Annotated in this window: 18 protein-coding genes; 16 read left to right on the plus strand and 2 right to left on the minus strand. The window is 48.0% G+C overall.

Features of this window, described 5'->3' with window-relative positions; translation table 11 throughout:
- Nucleotides 1–2: 2 nt before the first annotated feature.
- The 3 genes from purQ to purF are packed head-to-tail and all read left to right on the plus strand — an operon-like array spanning nt 3 to nt 4,376.
- Nucleotides 3–692, plus strand: coding sequence for a phosphoribosylformylglycinamidine synthase subunit PurQ (purQ, locus tag MHH92_RS03755; protein ID WP_036606071.1), 690 nt, complete (start codon nt 3–5; stop codon nt 690–692).
- Nucleotides 670–2,913, plus strand: a complete 2,244-nt coding sequence (gene purL / locus MHH92_RS03760) for a phosphoribosylformylglycinamidine synthase subunit PurL (protein WP_340902025.1) — start codon at nt 670–672, stop codon at nt 2,911–2,913. The genes purQ and purL overlap by 23 nt, the downstream gene beginning before the upstream one ends.
- A complete protein-coding gene (purF, locus tag MHH92_RS03765) occupies nt 2,898–4,376 on the plus strand; it encodes an amidophosphoribosyltransferase (RefSeq protein ID WP_036606069.1) in 1,479 nt (492 codons plus the stop codon). Before purL ends, purF begins: the two co-directional genes overlap by 16 nt.
- Before the next feature lie 524 nt (nt 4,377–4,900).
- Here the strand turns inward: purF and MHH92_RS03770 are convergent.
- Nucleotides 4,901–5,059 (minus strand): hypothetical protein, encoded by a 159-nt coding sequence (locus MHH92_RS03770; protein WP_340902027.1) that lies wholly within the window; start codon nt 5,057–5,059, stop codon nt 4,901–4,903.
- Nucleotides 5,060–5,186: 127 nt separating this feature from the next.
- Here MHH92_RS03770 and purM point away from each other — a divergent pair, with 127 nt between their 5' ends.
- The 12 genes from purM to MHH92_RS03830 all read left to right on the plus strand — a co-directional run bounded on the left by purM (nt 5,187) and on the right by MHH92_RS03830 (nt 20,991).
- Complete coding sequence (gene purM / locus MHH92_RS03775) at nt 5,187–6,227, plus strand: phosphoribosylformylglycinamidine cyclo-ligase (protein WP_340902028.1); 1,041 nt, start codon at nt 5,187–5,189, stop codon at nt 6,225–6,227.
- Nucleotides 6,227–6,844: a phosphoribosylglycinamide formyltransferase gene (gene purN / locus MHH92_RS03780; protein ID WP_340902029.1), complete on the plus strand. Its 618-nt coding sequence runs from the start codon at nt 6,227–6,229 to the stop codon at nt 6,842–6,844. Before purM ends, purN begins: the two co-directional genes overlap by 1 nt.
- 295 nt (nt 6,845–7,139) lie before the next feature.
- A complete protein-coding gene (purH, locus tag MHH92_RS03785; protein ID WP_340902030.1) occupies nt 7,140–8,687 on the plus strand; it encodes a bifunctional phosphoribosylaminoimidazolecarboxamide formyltransferase/IMP cyclohydrolase in 1,548 nt (515 codons plus the stop codon).
- Nucleotides 8,688–8,816: 129 nt separating this feature from the next.
- Nucleotides 8,817–10,082, plus strand: a complete 1,266-nt coding sequence (gene purD, locus MHH92_RS03790; RefSeq protein WP_340902032.1) for a phosphoribosylamine--glycine ligase — start codon at nt 8,817–8,819, stop codon at nt 10,080–10,082.
- Between the two features lie 717 nt (nt 10,083–10,799).
- Nucleotides 10,800–12,137, plus strand: a complete 1,338-nt coding sequence (locus MHH92_RS03795) for a hemolysin family protein (RefSeq protein WP_047840499.1) — start codon at nt 10,800–10,802, stop codon at nt 12,135–12,137.
- A 231-nt stretch (nt 12,138–12,368) separates the two neighbouring features.
- Complete coding sequence (locus MHH92_RS03800; protein WP_036606063.1) at nt 12,369–13,451, plus strand: hemolysin family protein; 1,083 nt, start codon at nt 12,369–12,371, stop codon at nt 13,449–13,451.
- Nucleotides 13,452–13,705: 254 nt separating this feature from the next.
- The gene (locus MHH92_RS03805; RefSeq protein ID WP_074093485.1) at nt 13,706–14,656 is read left to right on the plus strand and encodes a ring-cleaving dioxygenase; all 951 of its coding nucleotides are present in this window, start codon (nt 13,706–13,708) and stop codon (nt 14,654–14,656) included.
- Nucleotides 14,657–14,670: 14 nt separating this feature from the next.
- Nucleotides 14,671–15,276: an alpha/beta hydrolase gene (locus tag MHH92_RS03810; RefSeq protein ID WP_047840587.1), complete on the plus strand. Its 606-nt coding sequence runs from the start codon at nt 14,671–14,673 to the stop codon at nt 15,274–15,276.
- 217 nt (nt 15,277–15,493) lie between these two features.
- Entirely contained in the window at nt 15,494–17,785 is a 2,292-nt protein-coding gene (locus tag MHH92_RS03815) for a beta-glucosidase family protein (RefSeq protein ID WP_340902034.1), read from the plus strand.
- Nucleotides 17,786–18,142: 357 nt separating this feature from the next.
- Nucleotides 18,143–19,033, plus strand: a complete 891-nt coding sequence (locus tag MHH92_RS03820; protein WP_340902036.1) for an alpha/beta fold hydrolase — start codon at nt 18,143–18,145, stop codon at nt 19,031–19,033.
- A gap of 63 nt (nt 19,034–19,096) precedes the next feature.
- Nucleotides 19,097–20,389: a threonine ammonia-lyase IlvA gene (gene ilvA, locus MHH92_RS03825; protein ID WP_017690682.1), complete on the plus strand. Its 1,293-nt coding sequence runs from the start codon at nt 19,097–19,099 to the stop codon at nt 20,387–20,389.
- Nucleotides 20,390–20,403: 14 nt separating this feature from the next.
- A complete protein-coding gene (locus tag MHH92_RS03830; protein WP_340902038.1) occupies nt 20,404–20,991 on the plus strand; it encodes a GNAT family N-acetyltransferase in 588 nt (195 codons plus the stop codon).
- Nucleotides 20,992–21,141: 150 nt separating this feature from the next.
- Here the strand turns inward: MHH92_RS03830 and MHH92_RS03835 are convergent, their stop codons facing one another.
- A complete protein-coding gene (locus MHH92_RS03835) occupies nt 21,142–22,110 on the minus strand; it encodes a hypothetical protein (RefSeq protein WP_340902039.1) in 969 nt (322 codons plus the stop codon).
- Nucleotides 22,111–22,426: 316 nt separating this feature from the next.
- Between MHH92_RS03835 and MHH92_RS03840 the strand changes: the two genes are divergently transcribed.
- Complete coding sequence (locus tag MHH92_RS03840; RefSeq protein ID WP_253505604.1) at nt 22,427–25,549, plus strand: stalk domain-containing protein; 3,123 nt, start codon at nt 22,427–22,429, stop codon at nt 25,547–25,549.
- Nucleotide 25,550 lies beyond the last annotated feature (1 nt).

Here is a 25,550-nt window from a genome sequence, read left to right on the forward strand (position 1 = left end):
TCATGAAATTTGCAGTTCTTGTGTTCCCTGGCTCCAACTGCGACATCGACTGTTACAAGGCAGTGGAAGATGCGATTGGACAAGAGGTTGATTATGTATGGCACACGGCTACAGATCTTTCGGCTTATGATTGTATTTTAGTTCCGGGTGGTTTCTCTTATGGTGACTACTTGCGTTGCGGAGCGATTTCCCGCTTTGCACCGGTAATGAACGAGGTAGCGAAAGCTGCTGAACAAGGTAAATATATTTTGGGTATTTGCAACGGATTCCAGATCCTGACGGAAGCGGGATTGCTTCCAGGCGCATTGATCCGCAACACTTCCCTGAAATTCCGTTGTCACGATACGGTATTGAAAGTGGCGAACGCAGATACACCATTTACACGTGACTATGCACCCGGCGAGGAGATTATCATCCCGATTGCTCACGGTGAAGGCAACTATTATTGCGACGAGGAGACGCTGGCGAGTCTGCAAGCGAACAACCAGATCGTATTTACGTATGGTACCAACCCGAACGGTTCCTTGGGTGATATTGCAGGAGTATGTAACGAGGCTGGAAACGTGGTCGGCATGATGCCGCATCCAGAGCGTGCAGTGGATTCACTGTTTGGTTCGGAAGACGGCAAACGTATGTTTACATCTATTTTGAAAGCATGGAGGGATCGGCATGACGCAGCAGCTATCCGCTAAGGAACCAACAGCAGAACAGGTCGCAGAACATAAACTTTACGCACAAATGGGCGTATCTGACAGCGAGTATGAGCTGATCTGTGAGTTCATGGGGCGTAAGCCAAACTACACGGAAATCGGTGTGTTCAGTGTAATGTGGTCCGAGCATTGTGCTTATAAAAACTCCAAGCCATTGCTGCGCCGTTTCCCAACCACTGGACCACGTGTCCTGATGGGACCTGGTGAAGGTGCCGGTATCGTGGATATCGGTGATAACCAGGCCGTTGTATTCAAAATTGAAAGCCATAACCATCCTTCCGCGGTTGAGCCATATCAAGGTGCGGCAACAGGTGTGGGAGGCATTATTCGTGATATTTTCTCCATGGGTGCAAGACCAGTAGCAATACTGAACTCCCTTCGTTTCGGTAAGCTGGAGAGCGATCGCGTTAAATATTTGTTCGAACATGTGGTAGCGGGTATTGCTGGATACGGTAACTGTATCGGTATTCCTACCGTTGGTGGCGAAGTGATGTTTGATGAGAGCTATGAAGGCAATCCGTTGGTTAACGCCATGTGTGTGGGTCTGATTGATCATGACAAGATTCAGCGCGGCGTAGCTAAAGGTGTAGGTAACCCGGTGTACTATGTGGGCCCGCCAACAGGCCGGGATGGTATTCATGGAGCAACCTTTGCATCGGTTGAACTGACGGAAGAATCCGAGTCCCAACGGACAGCGGTTCAGGTTGGTGATCCATTTATGGAGAAACTGGTGATGGAATCTTGTCTGGAATTGATCGACTCGGGCATCGTGCTCGGAATTCAGGATATGGGCGCTGCAGGTCTGACATGTTCGAGTGCAGAGATGGCAAGTAAAGCGGGTAACGGTCTGGAACTGTATCTGGATCAGGTGCCACAGCGTGAAGAAGGCATGACGCCTTACGAGATGATGTTGTCTGAGTCCCAAGAACGCATGTTGTTCGTTGTTGAGCCGAAGGATGAGGCGCAGGCGATGGAAATCTTTGAACGTTGGGGCGTAATCTGTGCCAAAGTTGGTAAAGTAACGGATGATGGTCGTCTGAAATTGATCCACCACGGCGAAGTGGTCGGAGATATGCCGGTAACGGCTTTGGTTGACGAATGTCCAGTGTATGACAAACCTTCTTCTGTACCTGCCTACTACGAGCAAAGTGCTTCCATCGACACGCTTCGTTATGACGAAGTGTCGGATCTCGGCGGAGCACTGAAACAAGTGCTGGCATCACCAACAGTAGCAAGTAAAAAATGGATTTATGATCAATACGACTACATGGTGCGTACAAGCACTGCCGTTCGCCCAGGTTCGGATGCAGCCGTAGTTACGATTCGTGGCACACGCAAAGGTCTCGCGATGACAACGGACTGTAATGGACGTTATGTGTACCTTGATCCTGAAGTTGGTGGACGGATTGCCGTAAGTGAAGCAGCGCGTAACATTGTATGTTCCGGTGCTGAGCCGCTGGCGATTACGGACAACCTGAACTTCGGTAACCCGGAGAAACCGGATATTTTCTGGCAAATGGAGAAAGCGGTAGACGGTATGGCGGAAGCTTGTCGTATGCTGGATACACCGGTCATCGGTGGTAACGTAAGTCTGTATAACGAAAACGCCAAAGGCTCCATCTATCCAACGCCAGTTGTCGGTATGGTAGGTCTCGTTCATGATACGGATCATATCACGACACAAGCATTCAAATCCGAAGGTGATGTTATCATCCTCCTCGGCGAAACAAAAGCTGAACTGGGTGGCAGCGAGCTGCAATACGCGGTTCATGGTCAGACGGAAGGTCGTCCACCAGAACTGAACTTGCAAACAGAAAAAGCGTTGCTCAGCACGGTGCTGGAAGCTATTCAATCCGGTCTCGTTCGCTCGGCACATGACTTGTCTGAAGGCGGCTTGGCTGTTGCACTCGCAGAGTCTTGCATCAGTGGTAACGTAGGAGCACAGGTGAATGTGGAGACTGCATTGCGTGCAGATCACGCCCTATTCAGTGAGAGCCAATCCCGTATCTTGTTGTCGGCTACGCCAGAGCAAGCGGGTAAACTTGAAGCATTTGTACGTGACCGTGGTGTACCTGTAGCTGTGATTGGACGTGTAGAAGGAAGTAACCTGACGATTGAATTGAACGGAACATCAGCCGTGAGCGAACCTGTAGGAGGTTTGGCTCAGGTCTGGGAGGATGCGATTCCATGTCTCATGAACTGACGACAGGACCGTTGTGGACAGGCGATTATTATAATGAAGGGTCCGGCAAGGAAGGACTCGACAAATTGAAAGAAGAATGCGGTGTGTTCGGGGTGTTCAGACACCCTGACGCAGCTTCGCTCTCCTATTATGGACTGCATGCGCTGCAACATCGGGGCGAAGAAAGTGCAGGCATGTGTGTGAGTGATGGCAGCCAGTTTAACTATCATCGCGGCATGGGTCTGGTGAAGGAAGTGTTCACCAAAGACCTGATGCAGACGTTGACCGGGGATATTTCCATTGGACATGTCCGGTATTCCACAAGTGGTGACAGTAAACTGACAAACGCACAGCCATTGGTATTCAAATACCGTGATGGCGATTTGGCGGTAGCGACCAACGGGAACATTGTGAATGCACCAACGATCCGGCGCGAGCTGGAGCAGAGCGGGTCCATTTTCCAAACAACAAGTGATACCGAGGTCATTGCGCATCTAATTGCACGATCCTCCAAAGGGCTTGTGGAAGCGGCAAAAGAGGCGTTCCAGCGCATTGTGGGTGGTTATGCATTTCTGATCATGACCAACGACAAGTTGCTGGTTGCTTCCGATCCGCACGGACTTCGTCCGCTGACGATGGGTAAGCTGGGAGATGCGTATTTGTTTGCATCTGAGACGTGTGCACTGGAAACAATTGGCGCAGAGTTAATCCGTGACATTGAACCGGGTGAACTGCTTGTGCTGGATGCAGATGGTCTGCACGAGGATCGCTTTGATCATCACAAACACCGCAAGGCATTATGCGCGATGGAATATATTTATTTTGCTCGTCCGGATAGTGATATGAATGGTACGAACCAGCATGCGGCCCGTAAACGGATGGGAAGCCGGATGGCGATTGAGTCCTTTGTGGATGCGGACTTGGTTACGGGGGTACCAGATTCCAGCATCTCGGCAGCAATTGGATACGCTGAACAGACAGGTATTCCGTATGAGATGGGTATGATCAAGAACAAATACACCGGACGTACGTTTATCCAGCCAAGCCAGGAATTGCGGGAGCAGGGCGTGAAGATGAAGCTGAGCGCTGTGCGTCGCGTTGTGGAAGGAAAACGTGTGGTTATGATTGACGACTCCATCGTACGGGGAACAACTTCCCGACGGATCGTGAACATGCTGCGTGATGCAGGAGCAACGGAAGTACATGTACGGATTACATCACCACCTTTCAAAAACCCGTGTTTCTACGGTATTGATACGCCTGACAGCCGTGAATTAATTGCTTCACAGTTGTCGGTGGAAGAAATTTGCCGTGAAATTAATGCGGACTCCCTGGAGTTCCTCAGTCCCGATGGACTGATTGCATCGATTCAGGGAGATAATCAGGATGATCCTAAAGGCGGACTATGTCTGGCATGTTTTGATCATGATTACCCAACCCGCCTCGATTTTGGCGGCGAGGAAAAATTCGGCTGCAGCTGTTAGCCTTATAGCCCCGCTTTGCGGAGCAACAGGGGCTAGGCAACCAGGCGAAGAAGCTGCCCCCGGGCCTAGCCCGAGCCCTTAGCCCCGCTTTGCGGAGCGACAGGGGCTAGGCAGCCAGGCGAAGCAGCTGCCCCCGGGCCTAGCCCGCGCCCTTAAGCCCCGCCTTGCGGAGCAAAAGGGGCCAGGCAGCCAGGCGAAGCAGCTGCCCCCGGGCCTAGCCCGCGCCCTTAAGCCCCGCCTTGCGGAGCAAAAGGGGCCAGGCAGCCAGGCGAAGCAGCTGCCCTGGGCCTAGCCCGCGCCCTTAAGCCCCGCCTTGCGGAGCAAAAGGGGCCAGGCAGCCAGGCGAAGCAGCTGCCCTGGGCCTAGCCCGCGCCCTTAAGCCCCGCCTTGCGGAGCAAAAGGGGCCAGGCAGCCAGGCGAAGCAGCTGCCCTGGGCCTAGCCCGCGCCCTTAAGCCCCGCCTTGCGGAGCAAAAGGGGCCAGGCAGCCAGGCGAAGCAGCTGCCCCCGGGCCTAGCCCGCGCCCTTAAGCCCCGCCTTGCGAAGCAATAGGGGCCAGGCAGCCGAGCGAAGCAGCTGCCCAGCGGGCTTGCCCGCAGCGTAGCTGAGCGGGGTTCGCTGACCGATGGCTTGCAGCCAACGGAATCGGCGAACAATCCCGCGAGATCACGCACGAACCAACCATAGCAAGATCACACCAGCCACCTCTGCACCGCTTTTTTGGCGGGTGTCCAGAGGGCCTGCCAAGGTCCTATGGGGTCCTCCCGGGCGGGAGGATTTAGGTGGGGCGAAAAAAAAGGAGATGATTCCACTTGTCCGAAGCATATAAAAAGGCCGGCGTTGATATCGCGGCAGGTAATGAAGCGGTTGAACGGATGAAAAAACACGTGAAGCGTACCTTCCGTCCGGAAGTGATGACAGATCTGGGTGGATTCGGTGCCCTGTTCGGTTTGAACAAAGATAAATACGATGAGCCAGTGCTTGTATCTGGTACGGATGGCGTAGGCACCAAGCTGAAAATTGCATTTGCCATGAACCGTCACGATACCATCGGAATCGACGCGGTAGCGATGTGTGTGAACGACATTGTGGTACAGGGTGCAGAACCACTCTTCTTCCTCGACTATCTGGCATGTGACAAAGTCATTCCTGAGAAAATTGAAGCTATTGTCGCGGGTATCGCTGAAGGCTGTCATCAATCTGGTTGTGCGTTGATCGGTGGCGAGACGGCGGAGATGCCGGGCATGTACAGTGAAGGCGAATACGATATTGCCGGATTCACGGTGGGCATCGTGGACAAAGCGAAGATCATCAATGGTACAACCATCGCCCCTGGCGACACAGTGATTGGACTTGCTTCCAGCGGTGTGCATAGTAACGGATTCTCGCTGGTACGCAGACTTTTGTTGGAAGATGCGGGACTTGATCTGCATGATGAAGTAGCGGAACTGGGCGGTAAGCTGGGCGATTCTCTGCTGGAACCTACAAAGATCTATGTTAAACCTCTGTTGTCCCTGCTGGAAAAGGTAAAAGTAAAAGGCATGGCACACATTACAGGTGGTGGCTTTATTGAGAATATCCCACGTATGTTGCCTAGCAACGTGAACGTGGATATTGACTACGGCTCTTGGCCGATCCTGCCAATCTTCAATCTGTTACAGGAAAAGGGTGCTGTCTCGAACCGTGACATGTTCACCACATTTAACATGGGTGTTGGGCTTGTACTGGTGGTTAATGAAGCAGATGCAACGGAAGCGCTAGAACAACTGAAAACATCTGGTGAAGAAGCGTACATCATTGGCCGTGTGACTGAAGGAGATGCGCGAGTAACCTTCACGGGAGCGGATGTTTAATGGCAAACTACCGCATAGCTGTATTTGCCTCGGGTGAAGGGTCTAACTTTCAGTCTTTGGTCGATGCAGTACGAAACGGTGGGCTGGATGCATCCGTAGATCTGCTCGTGTGTGATAAACCATCTGCACGTGTTGTGCAGCGGGCACAGGACGCAGGCGTGGAATGTCATCTGTTTACTCCGAAAAATTATGCTTCCCGTGAAGCCTATGAGTCAGAGATCGTGGAAGTGCTTGAATCCAAAAAGATCGACCTGGTCGTTCTTGCCGGATATATGAGATTGCTGACTTCCGTTGTGGTGGATCGTTACGCAGGGCAGTTGATTAACATTCATCCGTCCTTGCTACCGGCATTTGCAGGTAAGGATGCGATTGGACAGGCATTGGAATACGGTGTGAAAGTTACGGGTGTGACCGTGCACTTTGTGGACGGAGGCATGGATACCGGACCGATTATTGCCCAGCATCCGGTTCCCATTTTGCCAGAGGATACGCCTGAGTCAATCAGCCGTTCCATTCATGCGGCTGAACAGCAGTTATACCCTGAAGTTGTTTCCTGGTTCGCGCAAGGTCTGGTTCAGTTAGACGGACGTCACGTGACTGTTAACAAACCGGTTTAATATAGTTTTAAACTGTTTCACACATTAACGAAGAGGACAGAAATAAGCTGGAGAAGCAAAGCGCTCGCCTTTATTACTGGATTTTTACCATTGAGAAATTGTTCAAAAAAATCTAGGAATAACAGCGATCGAAAGATTATTCTGGACTCGTAGTGTTTTAGTGTGAAAATCCATTTATCAACTGTATAACAGAAGTCGAATATTGGTACGCATTTTGTGATATTTCTCGGGAAATAAATCGGCTGTGTTTCGTCAGGAAACGCGAAGCCATGGGACATTAAAGGAGGAGCATATTGTGAGTATCAAAAGAGCGCTGGTTAGCGTATCGGATAAAACGGGCATCGTGGACTTTTGCCGCGAGCTGTCGCAAATGGGTGTGGAGATTATTTCGACAGGAGGTACAAGCAGCCTGTTGTCGAAGGAAGGCGTACCTGTCATCGGAATTTCGGATGTGACCGGATTCCCGGAAATCATGGACGGACGTGTCAAAACATTACATCCGGCAGTTCATAGTGGGTTGTTGGCTGTGCGTGATAACGAAGAGCACACACGTCAGATGGAAGAACTCGGTCTCGGCTATATCGATTTGGTTGTCGTGAACCTGTATCCATTCCAAGAGACTATTGCGAAACCGGACGTAGCATACGAAGATGCCATTGAGAACATCGATATTGGCGGTCCAACGATGCTTCGCTCGGCAGCCAAAAACCATGCCTTTGTCAGTGTCATTGTAGACGCATCTGATTACAGCCAAGTGTTGGAGGAAGTGCGCAACGATGGAGATACCACTCTCGAAACTCGCAAACGGCTTGCGGCAAAAGTGTTCCGTCATACGGCGGCTTACGATGCACTCATCTCCGACTACCTGTCCAACGTAAATGGCGATCCACTGCCAGAGCGTCTGACGGTTACTTACGAAAAACTCCAAGATTTGCGTTACGGCGAAAATCCACACCAGCAGGCAGCATTCTACCGCAAACCGCTGGCTGCTCAAGATACGTTGACAACAGCCGAGCAATTGCACGGCAAAGAGTTGTCTTATAATAACATCAACGATGCGAACGCAGCATTGCAGATTGTCAAAGAATTTGAAGAACCAGCCGTTGTCGCGGTTAAACATATGAACCCATGTGGCGTAGGTATTGGCGCAAGTATCTATGAAGCTTACGGCAAAGCATATGCTGCAGATCCAACATCTATATTTGGTGGCATTGTGGCAGCAAACCGTATTATCGACGGCGATACAGCAGGCAAGTTGAGCGAGATTTTCCTGGAGATCGTACTTGCTCCTGACTTTACGCAAGAAGCTCTCGATATCCTGACGAAGAAGAAAAACATTCGTTTGCTCAAAACGGGTGAACTGAATGCTGCTCGTAAACGGGAGAGCCAGTTCGTGGTAACGTCCATCGACGGTGGTATGATCGTGCAACAGTCCGATGTACACTCCATCGAAGCGAGCGAGCTGAACGTGGTAACTGATCGTGCGCCATCGGAAGAAGAACTGAAACAGCTATTGTTTGGCTGGAAAGTAGTTAAACACGTGAAATCCAACGCTATTGTGCTTGCTGCGAATGACATGACAGTGGGTGTGGGCGCTGGACAAATGAATCGTGTGGGTGCAGCCAAAATTGCGATTGAGCAAGCGGGCGAGCAAGCAAAAGGTGCTATTCTGGCATCTGATGCGTTCTTCCCAATGGGTGATACGCTGGAACTGGCTGCAAAAGCCGGAATTACAGCAGTGATCCAACCTGGTGGATCGATCAAAGATGAAGAATCCATCAAAGTAGCGAATGAATACGGAATTGCCATGGTCTTCACAGGCGTTCGTCACTTCAAACACTAGAACGAAAAAGGTTTAATAAGGGGTGTCGCCTGTCATGCTAATGACTTATGGTACACCCCCTATTTTTTAGTTTTTTCAACACGCGATAGCGTAACAAATCCAGTTATGCACGGAGGGGGAACAGAACGAATGGATATTCTGGTAGTAGGCGGCGGTGGCCGAGAGCATGCAATCATCTGGGCACTGGCGAAGAGTCCAAAGGTAGACAAGATTCACTGTGCACCGGGAAATGCAGGCATTGCTCAGCTGGCTGAGTGTCATGCCATTGCGGTGAATGAATTCGATAAACTAACGGCTCTTGCTGTAGAGCTTAAAGTAGGTCTGGTGGTTATTGGTCCGGATGATCCGCTTGCGGATGGGATTGTGGATGCATTTGATTCGACAGGTATTCCGGTATTTGGACCCCGTCGTAATGCAGCAGAGATCGAAGGAAGTAAAACGTTCATGAAGGACCTGCTGCACAAATACAACATTCCAACCGCAGCTTATGAAAAATTCGACAACTACGAACAAGCTCAAGCATACCTGAATGAGCAAGCAATTCCGGTTGTCATCAAGGCAGATGGACTTGCAGCGGGCAAAGGTGTGACAGTAGCTTATTCCCGTGATGAGGCTGATCAGGCTCTGCGTAGCATCATGGTGGAGAAGGTATTTGGTGAAGCGGGAGCCAAAGTCATCATCGAGGAATTCCTCGCAGGGCAGGAAATGTCCATTCTGGCTTTTGTCGATGGGGAGACGGTTCGTCCGATGGCCGCAGCACAGGATCACAAACCTGTATTCGACAATGATCAGGGGCCAAACACAGGCGGGATGGGTACATACTCACCATTGCCACATATCCCAGCATCGATTATTGAAGAAGCCGTGGAGACGATCATCAAACCAACGGCTAAAGCGATGGTGTCCGAGGGACGCCCATTCCAGGGTGTATTGTTTGCCGGGCTGATGATTTCACCAGATGGTAAGCCCAAAACGATTGAGTTCAACGCACGTTTTGGTGATCCGGAAACACAGGTCGTATTGCCACGCCTAAAGAGTGACTTGTTCGATATCTTCTGGGCAACCGTCCATGGCAAGCTGGCTGATATTGAGATTGAATGGAGTGATGAAGCCGCAGTATGTGTGGTGCTTGCTTCAGGAGGTTATCCGGGTCCTTATGCCAAAGGTGTAGTCATTGAAGGACTGAACCAAGTAGATGACGCCGTGGTATTCCACGCAGGTACAGCGCGTAGTGAAGCGGGAGACTGGGTTACGAATGGTGGACGGATCCTGGGTGTAGTTGGCCTTGGTACGGATATTGCCGAAGCTAGAAACAAAGCTTATGAACAGGCGGAGCGTATCCATTTTGATGGTAAACATCAGCGGACGGATATTGCTGCCAAAGCACTGGTGTAGAATGAATATTAAGAGCCCGTAAAGATGTGCGCCGTAAGGTTGTTGCATCCTGCGGGCTCTTTACTACGTATATAGATGTATCTTGTGCAAATGGCCGGACTTGTCCATATGGGGAAAGAACATGGGAAAGATACAAAACAGGATTAAATCAGGGAAATCAGACATGTTTAATGCCCTAAATTAAGGGGTAGTAATTTTATAAATTGGACTATACTAAACATGTGAAGAATATCACATTACGAGGTAATATCAATCATATTATATAAAGTACGTAACATACATAGAGACTAATTTGTGAACATTATACTGTAAGCTTGTGGCAAACCATAACGTGCAACTGGATGGTTGAGCGGGAAACATGGTATACTTTTCGGAAACAGGAATGAGTACGAGGGGAGGTGGATATCTATTGGGTAGGCGATATTGTAAATTGTCCAAATGGCGAATCTAGGTGGAGTTAAGCGAGGAACAATTGACAGCATGAGGGGTAACCCGATTTGAATGAAGAAGTTTCTGCAAGTCATTGACTTCATCTTGAATTCCTGTTTTGTAATTTTACAAGGTCAAACGTAAGACTTATACAAATATGATCATTATTCGATTTCATATAAGGCATAAGCCATGATGAACGACAAACAGCGGATGAATGGTTAACGTAGTTAACGGATCACGCTGTAACTATCTCTGGAGGTGAATCCCTGAGAACCGGGGAAATCATTGGACATAATTACCATATTGAATATCGTTTTACTTATTATCTTGATTGCATTGACTGCATTTTTCGTAGCATCGGAATTTGCTGTAGTCAAAATTCGTACATCAAGAGTGGATCAACTGGTCGCGGAGGGCAATAAAAAGGCCGTATTGGCTAAAAAAGTTGTCTCGGACCTGGATTATTATCTGTCAGCCTGTCAGCTCGGTATTACGGTCACTGCTCTGGGACTGGGAGCGCTCGGAAAACCGACGGTTGAGAGATTGTTATATCCGGTATTCAATTATTTAGATGTACCTGCTTCAATCTCGTCGATTGCTTCCTATGCGATCGCCTTTATCCTCGTCACGTTCTTGCACGTGGTTGTTGGTGAGATGGCACCGAAAACGTTGGCGATTCAATTCTCAGAAAAACTGACATTAATGCTCGCCCCATCGCTATACTGGTTTGGTAAAATCATGTATCCGTTCATCTGGGCGCTTAATGGAACTTCACGTGTTCTTCTGCGAGGATTCGGTGTAAAGCCTGCCAAACATGATCAAGCCTACTCGGAGGATGAGATCAAAATCATCATGAACCAGAGTTACGAAGGTGACGAGAACAACAAGACCAAGCTTTCATATCTGGAAAATGTATTTGTGTTCGATGAACGTGATGCCAAAGACATCATGGTACCTCGTACAGAACTGGTGACATTAGATCAGGATATGACCTATGACGATATTATTCCTATATTGGATGAACATAACTACTCACGTTACCCTGTCATCGAGGATGGGGACAAGGACCGCATTATAGGCGTTGTGAATGTTAAAAAGATTTTGCCCGACATGGTAGCCGCAAGATCATATCAACTAAGCGAGTTCGTTCGTGAGATCCCGTTTGTTTCCGAAGTTACAAGTATCCAGGATGCGATGATTAAAATGCAGCAGGAACGTGTACACATGGCTGTGGTCGTGGATGAATACGGTGGTACTTCGGGTATCATTACGATGGAGGATATTCTGGAGGAACTTGTCGGTGAGATTCGCGATGAATTCGATGCCGATGAGGTGGCTGATATCCAGGAAACCGGAGAGAATCAATATCTCATTAATGGTCGGGTACTTTTGGATGAAGTGGAGCGGCAGTTCGGACTTAGCTTTGAAGGAAATGAAGAGATGGACACCGTTGCCGGATGGATTCAGTACCAGAAGGGTGTAGGTGTGGAAAAAGGAGACACGGTAGAACACGGTGATTATGTCTGGACCGTTGTTGATACCGAAAACTATCACATCAAACAAGTTCTTCTGGAACGAGTGAGCGGCGCACAGGTTGAGGAAGCTACTAGCGACCTGGTTTGATCTTGTCCGGAAATCTTTTAAAAATTTAAATATTTTTGCGATAACGGAGAGGACAGAATAGACTGAAGAAGCGAAGCGTCCGCCTTTATCACCGGATTTTCCCCTTTTATATAAGGAATAAAAAAATCTGGTGATAACAGCGGTCGGAAGGTTATTTTGTCATCGGAGTGGTCTGTGCAACCTTAATATAAATTTTATTTGGAGGTGAATCCCTCAACCCGAGGGAAATCATTGGACGGAATAATAGCCTTGAATTTATTTTTAGTAGCCGTATTTATAGGTCTGACAGCCTTTTTCGTTGGAGCCGAATTTGCAATTCTTAAAGTACGGATGTCCCGAATCGATCAATTGATCTCGGAAGGCAACAAAAAGGCAGTACTGGCCAAAAAAGTGGCGCACAACCTGGATTATTATCTGTCGGCATGTCAATTGGGGATCACCATTACGGCGCTGGTATTGGGAGCCTTGGGTGAACCTACTGTTGAGAAAATGCTGCATCCGCTCTTTGAGCGAATGGAAGTACCAGCGGCATTGTCTACCGTGCTTTCCTATGGTATTGCTCTGGCGATCATTACGTTCCTGCACGTGGTTATTGGTGAATTGGCGCCGAAAACCCTGGCGATTCAATTTGCAGAGAGAATGACGCTGTTGCTGGCACCACCACTGTACTGGTTCGGTAAAATCATGAATCCATTCATCTACGCGCTGAATGGAGCTGCTCGTCTGTTACTTGGCATATTTGGTGTAAAACCTGCCGGGCATGATACCGTTCACTCCGAAGAAGAGCTTAAGCTGATTATGGCACAGAGCTACGAGAGTGGCGAGATAAACCAGACGGAGCTGGACTATCTCAAAAACATTTTTGCTTTTGATGAGCGTCTGCTTCAGGAGATCATGATTCCACGAGATAAAATTGTTACTTTGAATAAGGAAATGCCGATTGATCAGATCATTGAAACGCTGAATCGACACGAATACACGAGATACCCTGTTATTGCAAATGGGGATCAGGCTCATTTTGTTGGCTTCATTAACACGAAAGAAATGCTGACGAGTGTAGCTGCGGGCAGAGATTTCAATATGGAGACATTTGTTCACAATACACCGAGTTTCTCCGAGCGTTCTCCAATCAAGGATGTACTGATCCAGATGCAGCAAAGCCGTGTACACATTGCAACCGTGAAAAACGAGGCAGGTGCTACGGTAGGTATGGTTACGATGGAGGATATCCTTGAAGAGATTGTCGGAGACATCAAGGATGAATACGAGCATAAAGATTTGGTGAATCCACCAAAAAGAATGAAACTGGTTTAAGAAGAAGTAATACAAAAGTAATACAGGAATAAGAAGCAACCTAATCAATCGTTATAACGCTAAGCAGGTTCCCGGAATGATCGGGGCCTGCTTTTTGTATTAAATCTTAATTTTAAAATAAAAGCTTGCATAATGTAGTCCAATAGATTAATATAAATTTAAAGAATCTTAAATTAAAGATAAATAACGAAAAGCAATAAATAAAAGAAGCAAAAACAACCTATGATACAACTAAAACCAAGGGAGTGGAGATTATGTTCAGAACTTCAGGAATTCATCATATTACAGCTTTTGTAGACGATGCACAGAAAAACGTTGATTTTTATGCAGGTGTGTTGGCGCTCAGACTGGTGAAAAAAACAATTAACTTTGATGCACCGGACGTGTATCACTTGTATTACGGGAATGAGCAGGGTGCACCGGGCACAATCATTACCTTTTTCCCACAGCAGAATTCAAGAAGAGGTGTCATTGGGTCAGGTCAGACTGGAGTTACCGTATATGCGGTTCCTGTAGGAAGCCTGCCTTTCTGGAAAGAACGTCTTGCTTCCTTCGATATTCCATATGAAAATAAAACCAGATTTGGTGAGCAGTACATTCGTTTCTTCGACAAAGGCGGTCTGTTGCTTGAACTGGTTGAGCGTGAAGGCGGTCAGCCAAGCAACTGGAGTTTCAACGGTGTGACACCGGAGCATGCCATCAAAGGATTTGGCGGAGCCGTATTGTTCAGCCACGTTCCTGAGAAAACCATGGACGTCTTGGTGAGCAAACTGGGTCTGGAGCAAGTCGGTGAAGAGAACGGACTCCTTCGTCTTCAGGCAAGCGGCGATATTGGTCAGATCATTGATATTCAGTCCACAGGTATCCAACGCGGGATTGGTGGAGCCGGAACGGTTCACCATATTGCATGGCGTGCCAAAGATTACGTGGAACATGAACAAATTCAGCAGGATCTTGAACAATCCGGATATCATCCAACGCCAGTCATTGACCGTCAATACTTCAACGCTGTGTATTTCCGGGAGCCGGGTGGTATACTGTTCGAACTGGCTACGGATCCTCCGGGATTTGCACGGGATGAACCAGCAGAGAGCATGGGTGAGAAACTGATGTTGCCTGAATGGTATGAACCACAGCGTGAGCAGATTGAACAATTGTTGCCACGAATTGAAGTACGTGAATGGAAAGGAGAGTCCAAATCATGACCACAACCAATACAATGAAACATATCTATAAAGCAGGTGCTCAGACGGATGCGCCAACAATCCTGTTGCTTCATGGCACAGGCGGAACCGAGAATGATCTGATCGGTCTGGCGGAGATGATCGCACCAGGAGCTGGCATACTTGGGGTGCGGGGGAATGTATCGGAGAACGGGATGCCCCGTTTCTTCCGCCGCCTGGCCGAAGGTATTTTTGATGAAGAAGATCTGATTGCTCGTACGGCAGAGCTGGGATCTTTTGTAGATGCAGCTGCGGTGGAATACGGTTTCGATCGGTCCAACGTGTATGCACTGGGTTACTCTAACGGTGCCAACATTGCGGCAAGCTTGATCTTCCATCAAGCAGATGTATTCAAAGGTGCAATCTTGCATCACCCAATGGTACCGCTGCGCGGACTGGAACTGCCGGATCTGAAAGGTCTGCCTGTGTTCATTGGTGCGGGCGAGAACGATCCGATTGTACCAAGACGTGAAACCGAGGAACTTGCTTCGCTGCTCAGCGGTGCAGGTGCCGATGTAAACACGCATTGGGAGCGTCAGGGTCATCAGTTAACTCGTACCGAGGCAGAAGCTGCGGCAGCTTGGTTTAAGACTCAGGCGTAAATTGGGTGGATAGACGGTTATGAAACGTATAGAGACAGCCTGATCGTGAAGATCGGGCTGTTTTTCCTTTTTATTTTGATCATCGTCAGGAAGAGGAAATGATTGACTGGTGTTATGTAACCGTTACGAACCGGGTAAACATTTGAATGTGTGGTAGATAACCTTGTATGCTTAGTGATATAGCTATGTATCAACATCATGAACTGGAGGGGTTAATGTGGAACGTAACATCAAGGAACTGGTACAGCGGATGACACTGGAAGAAAAAGCGGGTATGTGCTCGGGCCTGGACTTTTGGCATCTGAAAGGGGTGGAGCGTCTTGGCATTCCATCCATCATGGTGACGGACGGACCTCATGGGCTTCGCAAGCAGGATGGGAGTGCGGATCATCTTGGGCTAACGTCGAGTGTGCCTGCAACCTGTTTCCCGTCTGCGGCAGGATTGGCTAGTTCATGGGACAAGGAGCTGGCGCGTCAGGTCGGGGTGGCTTTGGGAGAGGAATGTCAGGCCGAGGATGTAGCGGTACTGCTTGGACCGGGTGTAAATATTAAACGATCCCCGCTGGGCGGGCGTAACTTTGAATACTTTTCCGAAGATCCGTTGTTATCTACGCAGATGGCTACCGGTCATATTCAAGGTGTGCAGAGCCAGGGTGTGGGTACGTCTCTCAAACACTTTGCAGTTAATAATCAGGAAGAACGGCGTATGTCGATTGATGCGGTAGTAGATGAACGGACGCTGCGCGAGATTTATCTGGCAAGCTTCGAAGGTGCGGTGAAGGATGGACAGCCGTGGACGGTGATGTGTTCTTATAATAAGGTGAACGGTACGTATGCAGGTGAGAATGAATGGTTGCTTACGGATATTCTGAAAGACGAATGGGGTCACGAAGGTCTTGTGGTATCAGACTGGGGTGCGGTCAATGAACGTGCAGATGCCCTTGCAGCAGGACTGGAACTGGAGATGCCAACAAGTGGTGGAATCGGTGAGCGTAAAGTGATCGATGCCGTAGAAAGCGGACAACTGCCGCTGGACAAGCTGGATCGGGCGGTGGAGCGTCTGCTTACGCTGATCTTTAATGCCGTTGATCAAAAGCAAGATGGGGCTACATATAACAAGGATGAGCATCACCAACTTGCGCGTAAGGTGGCAGCCGAGAGTATGGTTTTGCTGAAAAATGAAGAAGGTATCCTGCCGCTTGGGCGTGAAGGCGATGTGGCGATAATCGGGGCATTTGCGCGTAAACCTCGCTTCCAGGGCGGGGGAAGTTCCCACATTAATCCGACCAAAGTGGATGATATTGTGGAAGAGATGACACAGGTGGCTGGCGAAAGTGTAACCTTCTCGTATGCCCCAGGTTATCGGATTGAAGCGGATGATGTGGATGAGACATTGATGCATGAGGCTGTTCAGGCAGCACAGTCAGCGGATACCGCTGTTGTGTTCGTTGGATTGCCGGATCGTTATGAATCCGAAGGGTATGATCGTGCCCATTTGCGTCTGCCTGACAATCATATTCGTCTGATTGAAGAGATTGCAAAAGTACAATCACGTGTGGTTGTGGTGCTGAGTAACGGATCTCCAGTGGAGATGCCTTGGTTGCCGCAGGTGCAAGCGGTGCTTGAAGCTTATCTTGGTGGACAGGCCGTTGGTGGAGCGATAGCTGATCTGTTGTATGGAGAGGTGAATCCGTCCGGTAAACTGGCAGAGACATTCCCTGCCAAACTCAGCCATAATCCATCTTATCTGAATTTCCCTGGTGAAGGGGATCGTGTCGATTACCGGGAGGGTATCTTTGTTGGTTATCGCTATTATGATAAAAAAGAGCTGGAGCCACTGTTCCCGTTTGGCTATGGACTGAGTTACACGACATTTGAATATGCTGATCTGAAGGTAGATCGCACAGAACTGACGGATCAGGATGAGGTGAATGTGCAAGTAAGGGTCACCAATACCGGTGACAGAGCGGGCAAGGAGATTGTACAGTTGTATGTCAGTGATGTAGAGAGCACAGTTATTCGTCCTGTAAGAGAATTGAAAGGATTTGCGAAGGTGGCCCTTGAACCTGGAGAGTCCAAAGTGGTGAGCTTCACACTAAACAAACGTTCATTCGCCTATTACAACGTAGATATGAAGGACTGGCATGTGGAGACCGGAGAGTTTGAGATTCAAGTAGGCAGTTCCTCACGGGACATTCATGTGCACACACGTGTGAATGTAGAGTCTACAGCGACATTCCTGCCAACCTATACGCGTAATAGTACATTGGGTGATATTCAGCGTGATCCGGCCCATAAAAAGCTGCTGGACCAGGCTTTGCAACAGTTCCAGGAAGCCAGTGGGTTCGGCGGTGATGATGCTGGTGATCACGCAGATATGATGGATGCGATGATGAAATATATGCCGCTGCGTGCACTGGTTGCGTTTAGCGGTGGGGCCATGACGGAAGAAGCGATGAATGAACTTCTGGAGCAGCTGAACAACAAGGATCATGGTATTCGGGGATAAGGGGCTGCGCCCTTAAACCGAGTATTCGTCCATCCTGTGATTAAGCCATTATGCGATCGTGCAGGAACTGCGCACGAAGCCATAAGAATGTGCATGAGGGCCAGCCGCATAGTGGCTAGGACAGTTACCCGATCCGATCATGGATCGGGTTTTCTTTTTCATAAGGAAAAAGGAGGGTTAACGGAACGGCGGGATGTTGGGTGATCCTAGCAACGTGACAGAGGTGACAGGACTGCTGTAACTTGCTGAAGCAACATGGTTGTCGTAAAGCATGGATTATTCTATAATGAAGTAATTGATAATCATTTTCAATTAGATTCGGTGAAAGATGACTATGCACGTAATCAGGAGGGGAATATGAATTCTAACCCTAGCTCACATACATTTGGTTCAAGTGCGTTTGTTCAGACCCGCGATGGTCGCAAACTACATTATATGTCCAGGGGAACAGGAGAGCTGACGGTTGTATTTGAGTCCGGTATGGGCGCCTCCAGATCAAACTGGGGACTGGTTGCACCAGCCATTGCTGAGCATGCACGTACTGTTGTGTATGACAGGGCAGGGGCGGGACGAAGTGATATCGACTCAGCTCCCCGCAGCCTTGAACGCATTGCAGGGGATCTTGGAGAACTGCTGACAGCTCTGGGCCCGGGCCCATTCATTCTGGTTGGACATAGCTGGGGCGGTCCGATTGTACGGGCTACGGCAGCTGCACATCTATCTCGATTACGTGGCATTATTCTGGTAGATCCATCAGACGAGCATTGCGAAATGTATTTTTCCAAGCTTACTAAAAAGAGCTTTGCCATCAATGGTTTCATTATTCCAATCATGGCGCGAACTGGCTTATATAAGATGCTTGGTAGCAAAGCTGGAAGTGTTCAGCCTGACGATGTGGCAGCGGATCACCTCAAGGAGGATTTCACTCTACGGGCAGCCAGCACGATGCTTGCAGAAGGCAAAACATTTCTGGATGACATGGCAGGGCTCCTGGAACATCCTCCGGCTCTGGGTAATCTGGAAGTTAGCGTGATCTCGGGTACGAACCCGGGCAAGGGAGAGGGGAAAATCAGACCTGCTCTCATCACGGCGCATCGCCAGACGGTGAGCCAGCTATCCAATGCGAGATGGATTGGGGCCGATCAATCGGGACATATGGTTATGTATACAGACCCTCAGGTCATTATTAATGAAATTGTACGAATGATAAATGATGTGAGCTCAGGCGCAAGAATAGATCAAAAGTGATACAATACAAAGAAAAGCAGTGCGCGACATTGCTAGACCATAAAAGCGGAGTGTGGAGACAACATGAAACCAGTTGAACAAGAACCAACGGGAACCACAAGTCCCGGTCGTGCCAGTGTTGGCATGGAAGATATCGTACGCGCACATCATGTGTTGCGTGAGGTCATTGTAAGAACGCCGTTACAGCGGGATGCTGTATTGTCGGCCAAATATAACTGTAATGTGTATCTGAAAAGGGAAGACCTTCAAGTGGTGCGTTCGTTCAAAATTCGGGGTGCCTATAATATGATTCGCAGTCTAACACCAGCCGAGATGGAGAAAGGTATTGTCTGTGCGAGTGCAGGCAACCATGCCCAAGGTGTTGCTTTTAGCTGTAATGCCCTTGGAATTAACGGCAAAATCTTCATGCCGAGTACAACGCCGAACCAGAAGGTGAAGCAGGTCAGACGTTTTGGCGGCAGTAACGTTGAAGTGGTGCTCATCGGGGATACGTATGATGACGCTTATGCTGAAGCGATGCGTGCATGTGACGAACAGGGCATGACGTTTATCCATCCTTTTGATCAACCGAAGATTATTGCAGGTAATGGTACGGTAGCGATGGAAATCATGGAAAGTCTCGATGAGAATGCCGACTATGTATTCGTGACGATTGGTGGCGGAGGGTTGGCAGCTGGCGTGGGAACCTACATGAAGACCGTGAGTCCAGAGACACGCATCATTGGAGTTGAGCCACTTGGGGCAGCTTCCATGAGTGAGGCGATGTTCCGCAAACAGGTTGTGACGTTGGATGACATAGATAAATTCGTGGATGGTGCAGCGGTGAAACGTGTTGGTGATCTCACCTTTGATATCTGCAATAGTATACTTGATGACATTGTGAAAGTGCCGGAAGGCAAAGCCTGCACAACTATTCTGGAGTTATATAATGAAAATGCGATCGTTGTCGAGCCTGCCGGTTCTTTGGCTGTTGCGGCGCTTGAGCAGTATCGTGAGCAAATCGTGGGCAAGACGGTTGTCTGCGTAATTAGTGGCGGTAACAACGATATCGACCGGATGCAGGAGATCAAGGAACGTTCCCTCATATATGAAGGTCTGAAGTATTATTTCATGGTTAATTTCCCGCAGCGTGCAGGAGCTTTACGTGAATTCCTGGAGGAAGTTCTAGGGAAAAATGATGATATCACCCGGTTTGAATATACGAAAAAGCATGATAAGGAAAATGGCCCTGCCTTGGTGGGCATCGAGCTGATGTACAAGGAAGATTACCACCCGCTCATTGAACGTATGAACCGCAAAGGTATCGCCTATACCGAACTGAACAAAAATCTAAATCTGTTCAACATGTTAATCTGATGAATGATTCCAAGATGCAATTAGATCACCAAGAAACATCTCCTCTGATCAGACCTGCGCGCATAGAAGATGCTGATCAGGTCATTCCTTTGCTGTATCAGGCGATAGGAGACATTGCATACGCGCTTGCGGGTGAGGCGGATCATGAGAAGGCGATGCAGATTTTGCAGGCGTTCTATGTACAGGAAAACAACCGGATTAGCTATCGTCATGTGACAGTGATGGAGCAGGATGGGCTGATTGCGGGGATTCTGGTAGCCTATGATGGCGGAGAAGCAGATCGTCTGGACCAGCCGATTCTGGATCGACCTGGACGAAGCCGGGATGAGAAGTATGCATTGGTCAAAGAGACCCGTCCGGGGGAGTATTATCTGGATACTCTCTCGGTAAGTGAAGCTTATCAGGGGCAGGGCATCGGCCGGGCACTGATGGCTGCTTTTGAGCAGCAGGGCAGAGATTTGGGTCACTCACAGGTTTCCCTGATTGTAGAACGGGACAACGGCCGTGCGCTAAGGCTCTATGAACGGCAGGGATATGTCAAAGACGATGTGATTGTCATCACAGGACATGAGTATAATCATATGGTCAAACCGATTCAATAGTGCAGGGAGCTGACGGATTGAGTCAGTTTTGATGATAAAAGCATGAAGAAAACCGCCACAGGAGCGAATCCTGTGGCGGTTTTTGTTGTGGTTATCTGTTGGGATTTAGCCTGAATTTGAACCGGGTGTTAACCGTGGGAGCAGATTAATTCAATAATTCGCGTAGTCGCTGACCGGCACATTCTGCTCTAGCCATTTCTCGACAGCAGCGGTTTTCTCGAATTTGGCTTCGGTTACGATGTCCATGAACTTTTCGAGTTTGGTCAGGAAGGCACTGTCTTCGGATGAGTTACGTTGTAAGACAGCTTTGTAACCTTTCTGGGCATTGGCTGTCATTTTGTTCGTTTCATAGTCAAATAAAGGCGTATTATTCAGGCCATAAAACGTATACAAGGTATAGTTATTCATCAGGTTCTTCACCTGTTGTAATCGATTGGACTTAGGATATTCGTTCAGGAATCGTTCCTGATTCAAAGCGCGATTGAGTATCTCCTGATAGCCAATGACCAGTGCACCATCATCGGCGGCAAGGTTGCTGGTTTCGACTGCCATGATATTAATGTATTGTTTGATGTCCGGCTTCACGTACGAAATATATTTCTGAAAATCCATATAGTTCATGATTGGATAGAGGGAGCCTTCCAGCATAACCAGGCGATAGCCGCTATCCCGTGCCTGTTGAAGTAGTGCACGCAGATCAGAGTCCTGGGTACGCTCCATAAGTTTGGTGAAGCTATCATTCAACTTGTAGGCCTTGATCATCTTGTCTTGAACATTAGGCACCAGTAGACGGTCCGTCATGGCTGTTAACGCCTTGTTGCGGGCATTCTCCAGTTGTAAGACCATCAGAGTTGCATGATGAGTCGTAACTTGATCGATATGAGATTCGAGATAAATATCCGCGGCAGGCAAGCCTTTCTTTTTGTAGAGCATGGACTGAAATGTTTTATATATCGTTGTTGAACTGGCAGTTGTGACTTTGGTATCTGTACTGGAAGAAGCGGCAGCAGCGACTCCGGATAATGGAGCGACAGCCGTTTGGAGCAGCATGAGGATGGCGGTGGCTGTAATGAAGGTGCGCATGCCATTACGTTTGGCAGATTGGAACGATGATGTCATAGATATGAACCTCCCGTAGTTGAGAAAATGATAGGTGTTGTTCACTAGTCACTATACATTAACCCAATTGGTGCAGGATGTGGTTGCGGAATGGTGACAAATTCTTCTGTTATTTTTAACTTTTGGAGGGTGGAAGATAGAGGAAGATTTCTGAGAAAATATTTTTTGTACAACTGGAAACTTTTGAGCCGATCGGAACGTCTTAGTTGTGCATAGGTAAATACAGGAATTAATGAAAAGAACAGCGAATCTATTTCGATGTTAACTAAATGCGAGAATGGGGATATGGGATATGAGGAAAGCGGGAGGAAAACAAGTGAAGAAGGTAATGTCAGCGCTGGCTGTATCGGCCATGCTGATGTCCGCACTTCCAACGTCGGTTATGGATGCAGCCGCGAGAATCAGCATATACATCAATGATGCAGAGTTATCATCTGCTCAGGCACCTGTCATGAAAGGTGGACGCGTACTGGTTCCGCTTCGGTCGATTTTTGAAGGATTGGATGCGAAGGTACAATACACGAACAGAACCAAAACGATTGTTGCAACTCGCGATGATCAGGAAGTTACTTTGAAACTTGGTTCCAAAACGGCATACATCAACGGGGAAGCGATATCGCTGGATGTACCTGCAAACACGATTAAGGGCAACACGATGGTTCCGATTCGTTTTGTCAGTGAAGCTTTTGGAGAAAAAGTATTCTGGAACTCACGCAATCAGCGTGTAGATATCAAGACAACGGCAACACCTCCAGTGGATGAGACACAATATGCTGCATGGAACATCTACGGGTCGGTATCCGGAAGTAACGGAGATGGTCGTGACCTGACCGTGAGCTTCACACGTCCAACTTCAGAGAAGGCGGTATCTGCTTACCGGATTATGCTGGTGAAAACTCGCGATGTGAATAGCTTTACGGAGTCCTCAGCAACTGCCGTACCTTCTGCAAACTATACATCTGTTACACCGAATGGCAGCAACCCGAAACTGACACTTAATGCACAGACGCGTGACGTAAACGGGGATTTGCTCAATAGTAATGAAACTTATCGTCTGTATGTACTGACTGTTGGTAACAGCAGCAATAATTATAAAAATGCATTGAACTGGTCTTCCCAAGCATTGAAGCTCAATAATGTGAAATCCACAGTACAGGCGGTTACAAGTCTGCGTGCCGCAGATATTAGTGACTATGGCGATGGCCGCGATCTGGAGATTAACTTCACGCAGCCGAGCACGACATCGAACATTACGTATTATCGTGCTTTTGTAGTCAAAGCGAAGGACTCTTCTGCGTTCAATCTGGCTGCAGCGAATAAAGTGTCCAGTGCAAACTCCACGATCATATACAAAGGAAACAGTACCGCAGTGAAAAGCCAGCTGACTTCTTCGACACGGGATACGTCTGGCGAAATGATTAAAAGTGGCACAGCGTATGTGGTCTACATCTTGTCGGTAAGCACTAATACAACAACAGACAGCAAGCTGTCCGCAGCATCATCTTCACTTACGTTGTCCGTGAACACAGCAACGTCTCCAGTAATTACGCAGGTGAAGGATAACTCGGATTATGGAGATGGTCGTGACATTCAGGTGAGTTTCAACCGTTCATCAGATGAGTCCAAGGTGGCGAATTATCGCGTCTTTGTGGTGCGTAACTCGGTTGCCAGCAGCTTTAATTTGACAACGGCGAGTAACCTGTCCTCCAGTCTGTACTATACGGTGAATAAAACAGGCAACAACATTACAACGACATTACCTTCATCCATGAAGGACACAAGTGGTTATAATGTAACGAATCTGCAAGATTATCGCATCTTTGTGATGGCGGTAGGCAATCAGCAAAATGGATACACCAATGCGCTGTCAGCTTCCTCCACAGCTCTGAGACTGACAACGACCGGTAACGCGGGAGTCATTAGCAACCTGGCTGTTGCGGATATTGGTGACAACGGTGATGGGCGTGATCTACGGGTTTCGTTCAACAAGGCCGCGGATGAATCCAGAATCTCTGGATATCGAGTATACGTTGTTCGCTCCGGTAATGCGGGCAACTTCACACTAAGTGCAGCTAATGCGTCGAACTACTATACGCAGGTGAACAAAACGGGTGGTAACCTGTCCGTTACGCTTCCTAATGCAAATGATACAAGCGGTTCTAAAGTCCAAGAAGGTGTTAGTTATCGTGTCTTTGTTGTATCGGTGAGCAACAGTGGGAACGCTAGCCAAAACGCAATATCAAGTTATTCAGCATTAATCACATTATCCAAAACTGCTGTATTGACTGCTCCAACAAGCATTACAGCAAAGGATATTGGTGATAATGGCAATGGTAGCGACATAAGTGTGACGTTTAATAGATCGGCGAATGAGACTAATGTTCATCACTACCGTGTATTCGTGGTAAAGAAAACGAATGTAAGTGGATTTGATCTGGCAGAAGCGAATCGGAATCCTAATTTTATTCCCCAGAGTAAAACTGGAGGAAGCGGAAACTACACTTTGACTTTAAATAATGCAAGAACGACAGATGGCGCAAATATTCGAAATGATGAAGACTATCGTATATTTGTACTGGCGGTGAGCAATACCGGTACTATTTCGAATGCTCTATCTACGGTCTATTATGATGTTAGGTTGTCTGTAACTAGTGAAGTTGGGAAAGTCGCAATCACTGATGTTGAAGTTAAGAAAGAAGAGCAAGCTGCAGGTAATGCTACCGATGTAAAAGTGACATATACAAAACCAGTCCCTGATCAAGCCATTGGACGTTATGTGTTAATGGTAGTACCTGCATCTACAACTTTGGATCTAAATGCGGCCAAAAAAACTGCGAAATCCAGCAATTCACTCGATGTTTCTGCAAGTACAGTTACAGAACTTCCTATTTCTTTATCCGATAGTAATGGTGACGAGATCAAAGCTGGAACATACAAGGTTGTTATTTTATCCGAATCATCTGATGGTCAACGAGAATCAAGTATAACTACGTCGACTCCTTTCACGATTAAAGCAAAAAAACAGGCACCAACGACTGTTGATAGCGTAACAGCTCTGGAAGCATCTGCAAGTGCATCTGTAATTAATGTTAGTTTCACAAAACCTAAAAACGAAGCTGGAATTGAACGCTATGATATATACATCGTTAAGGAAGGGAGTACCACAATCGATAGCGGTCTGGGCAGCCCAGTAGGGAGTGTAATTAGTGGGGCTAACAATCCTTCAACAGCAAAGATTGAAATTACCAGTAATTCAACGGATTCAGATGGAGTTGTTCTCGGTTCAGGAGATTATAAAATCAGGGTAGTATCCGTAGTTAATGATCCTGCAAAATATACAAACAACAGGTCAAATGTATTTAATTTTCCTATCACGCTAGTATCTTCTGGAACCGACAATGGTACTGGTGCGCAAGCATCTGCTGGAGAAACTCCATAAA

Source organism: Paenibacillus sp. FSL M7-1414 (genome assembly GCF_038003195.1).
In the GTDB taxonomy this organism is placed as follows: Bacteria; Bacillota; Bacilli; order Paenibacillales; family Paenibacillaceae; genus Paenibacillus; species Paenibacillus amylolyticus.

Coding starts and splice junctions, on each gene's coding strand:
- purN (WP_340902029.1), top strand. CDS start 6,227: ATGGCAAACTACCGCATAGCTGTATTTGCCTCGGGTGAAGGGTCTAAC.
- purQ (WP_036606071.1), top strand. CDS start 3: ATGAAATTTGCAGTTCTTGTGTTCCCTGGCTCCAACTGCGACATCGAC.
- MHH92_RS03820 (WP_340902036.1), top strand. CDS start 18,143: ATGAATTCTAACCCTAGCTCACATACATTTGGTTCAAGTGCGTTTGTT.
- MHH92_RS03810 (WP_047840587.1), top strand. CDS start 14,671: ATGAAACATATCTATAAAGCAGGTGCTCAGACGGATGCGCCAACAATC.
- MHH92_RS03830 (WP_340902038.1), top strand. CDS start 20,404: ATGCAATTAGATCACCAAGAAACATCTCCTCTGATCAGACCTGCGCGC.
- MHH92_RS03835 (WP_340902039.1), bottom strand. CDS start 22,110: ATGACATCATCGTTCCAATCTGCCAAACGTAATGGCATGCGCACCTTC.
- purD (WP_340902032.1), top strand. CDS start 8,817: ATGGATATTCTGGTAGTAGGCGGCGGTGGCCGAGAGCATGCAATCATC.
- purF (WP_036606069.1), top strand. CDS start 2,898: ATGTCTCATGAACTGACGACAGGACCGTTGTGGACAGGCGATTATTAT.
- MHH92_RS03805 (WP_074093485.1), top strand. CDS start 13,706: ATGTTCAGAACTTCAGGAATTCATCATATTACAGCTTTTGTAGACGAT.
- ilvA (WP_017690682.1), top strand. CDS start 19,097: ATGAAACCAGTTGAACAAGAACCAACGGGAACCACAAGTCCCGGTCGT.
- purL (WP_340902025.1), top strand. CDS start 670: ATGACGCAGCAGCTATCCGCTAAGGAACCAACAGCAGAACAGGTCGCA.
- MHH92_RS03770 (WP_340902027.1), bottom strand. CDS start 5,059: ATGGTTGGTTCGTGCGTGATCTCGCGGGATTGTTCGCCGATTCCGTTG.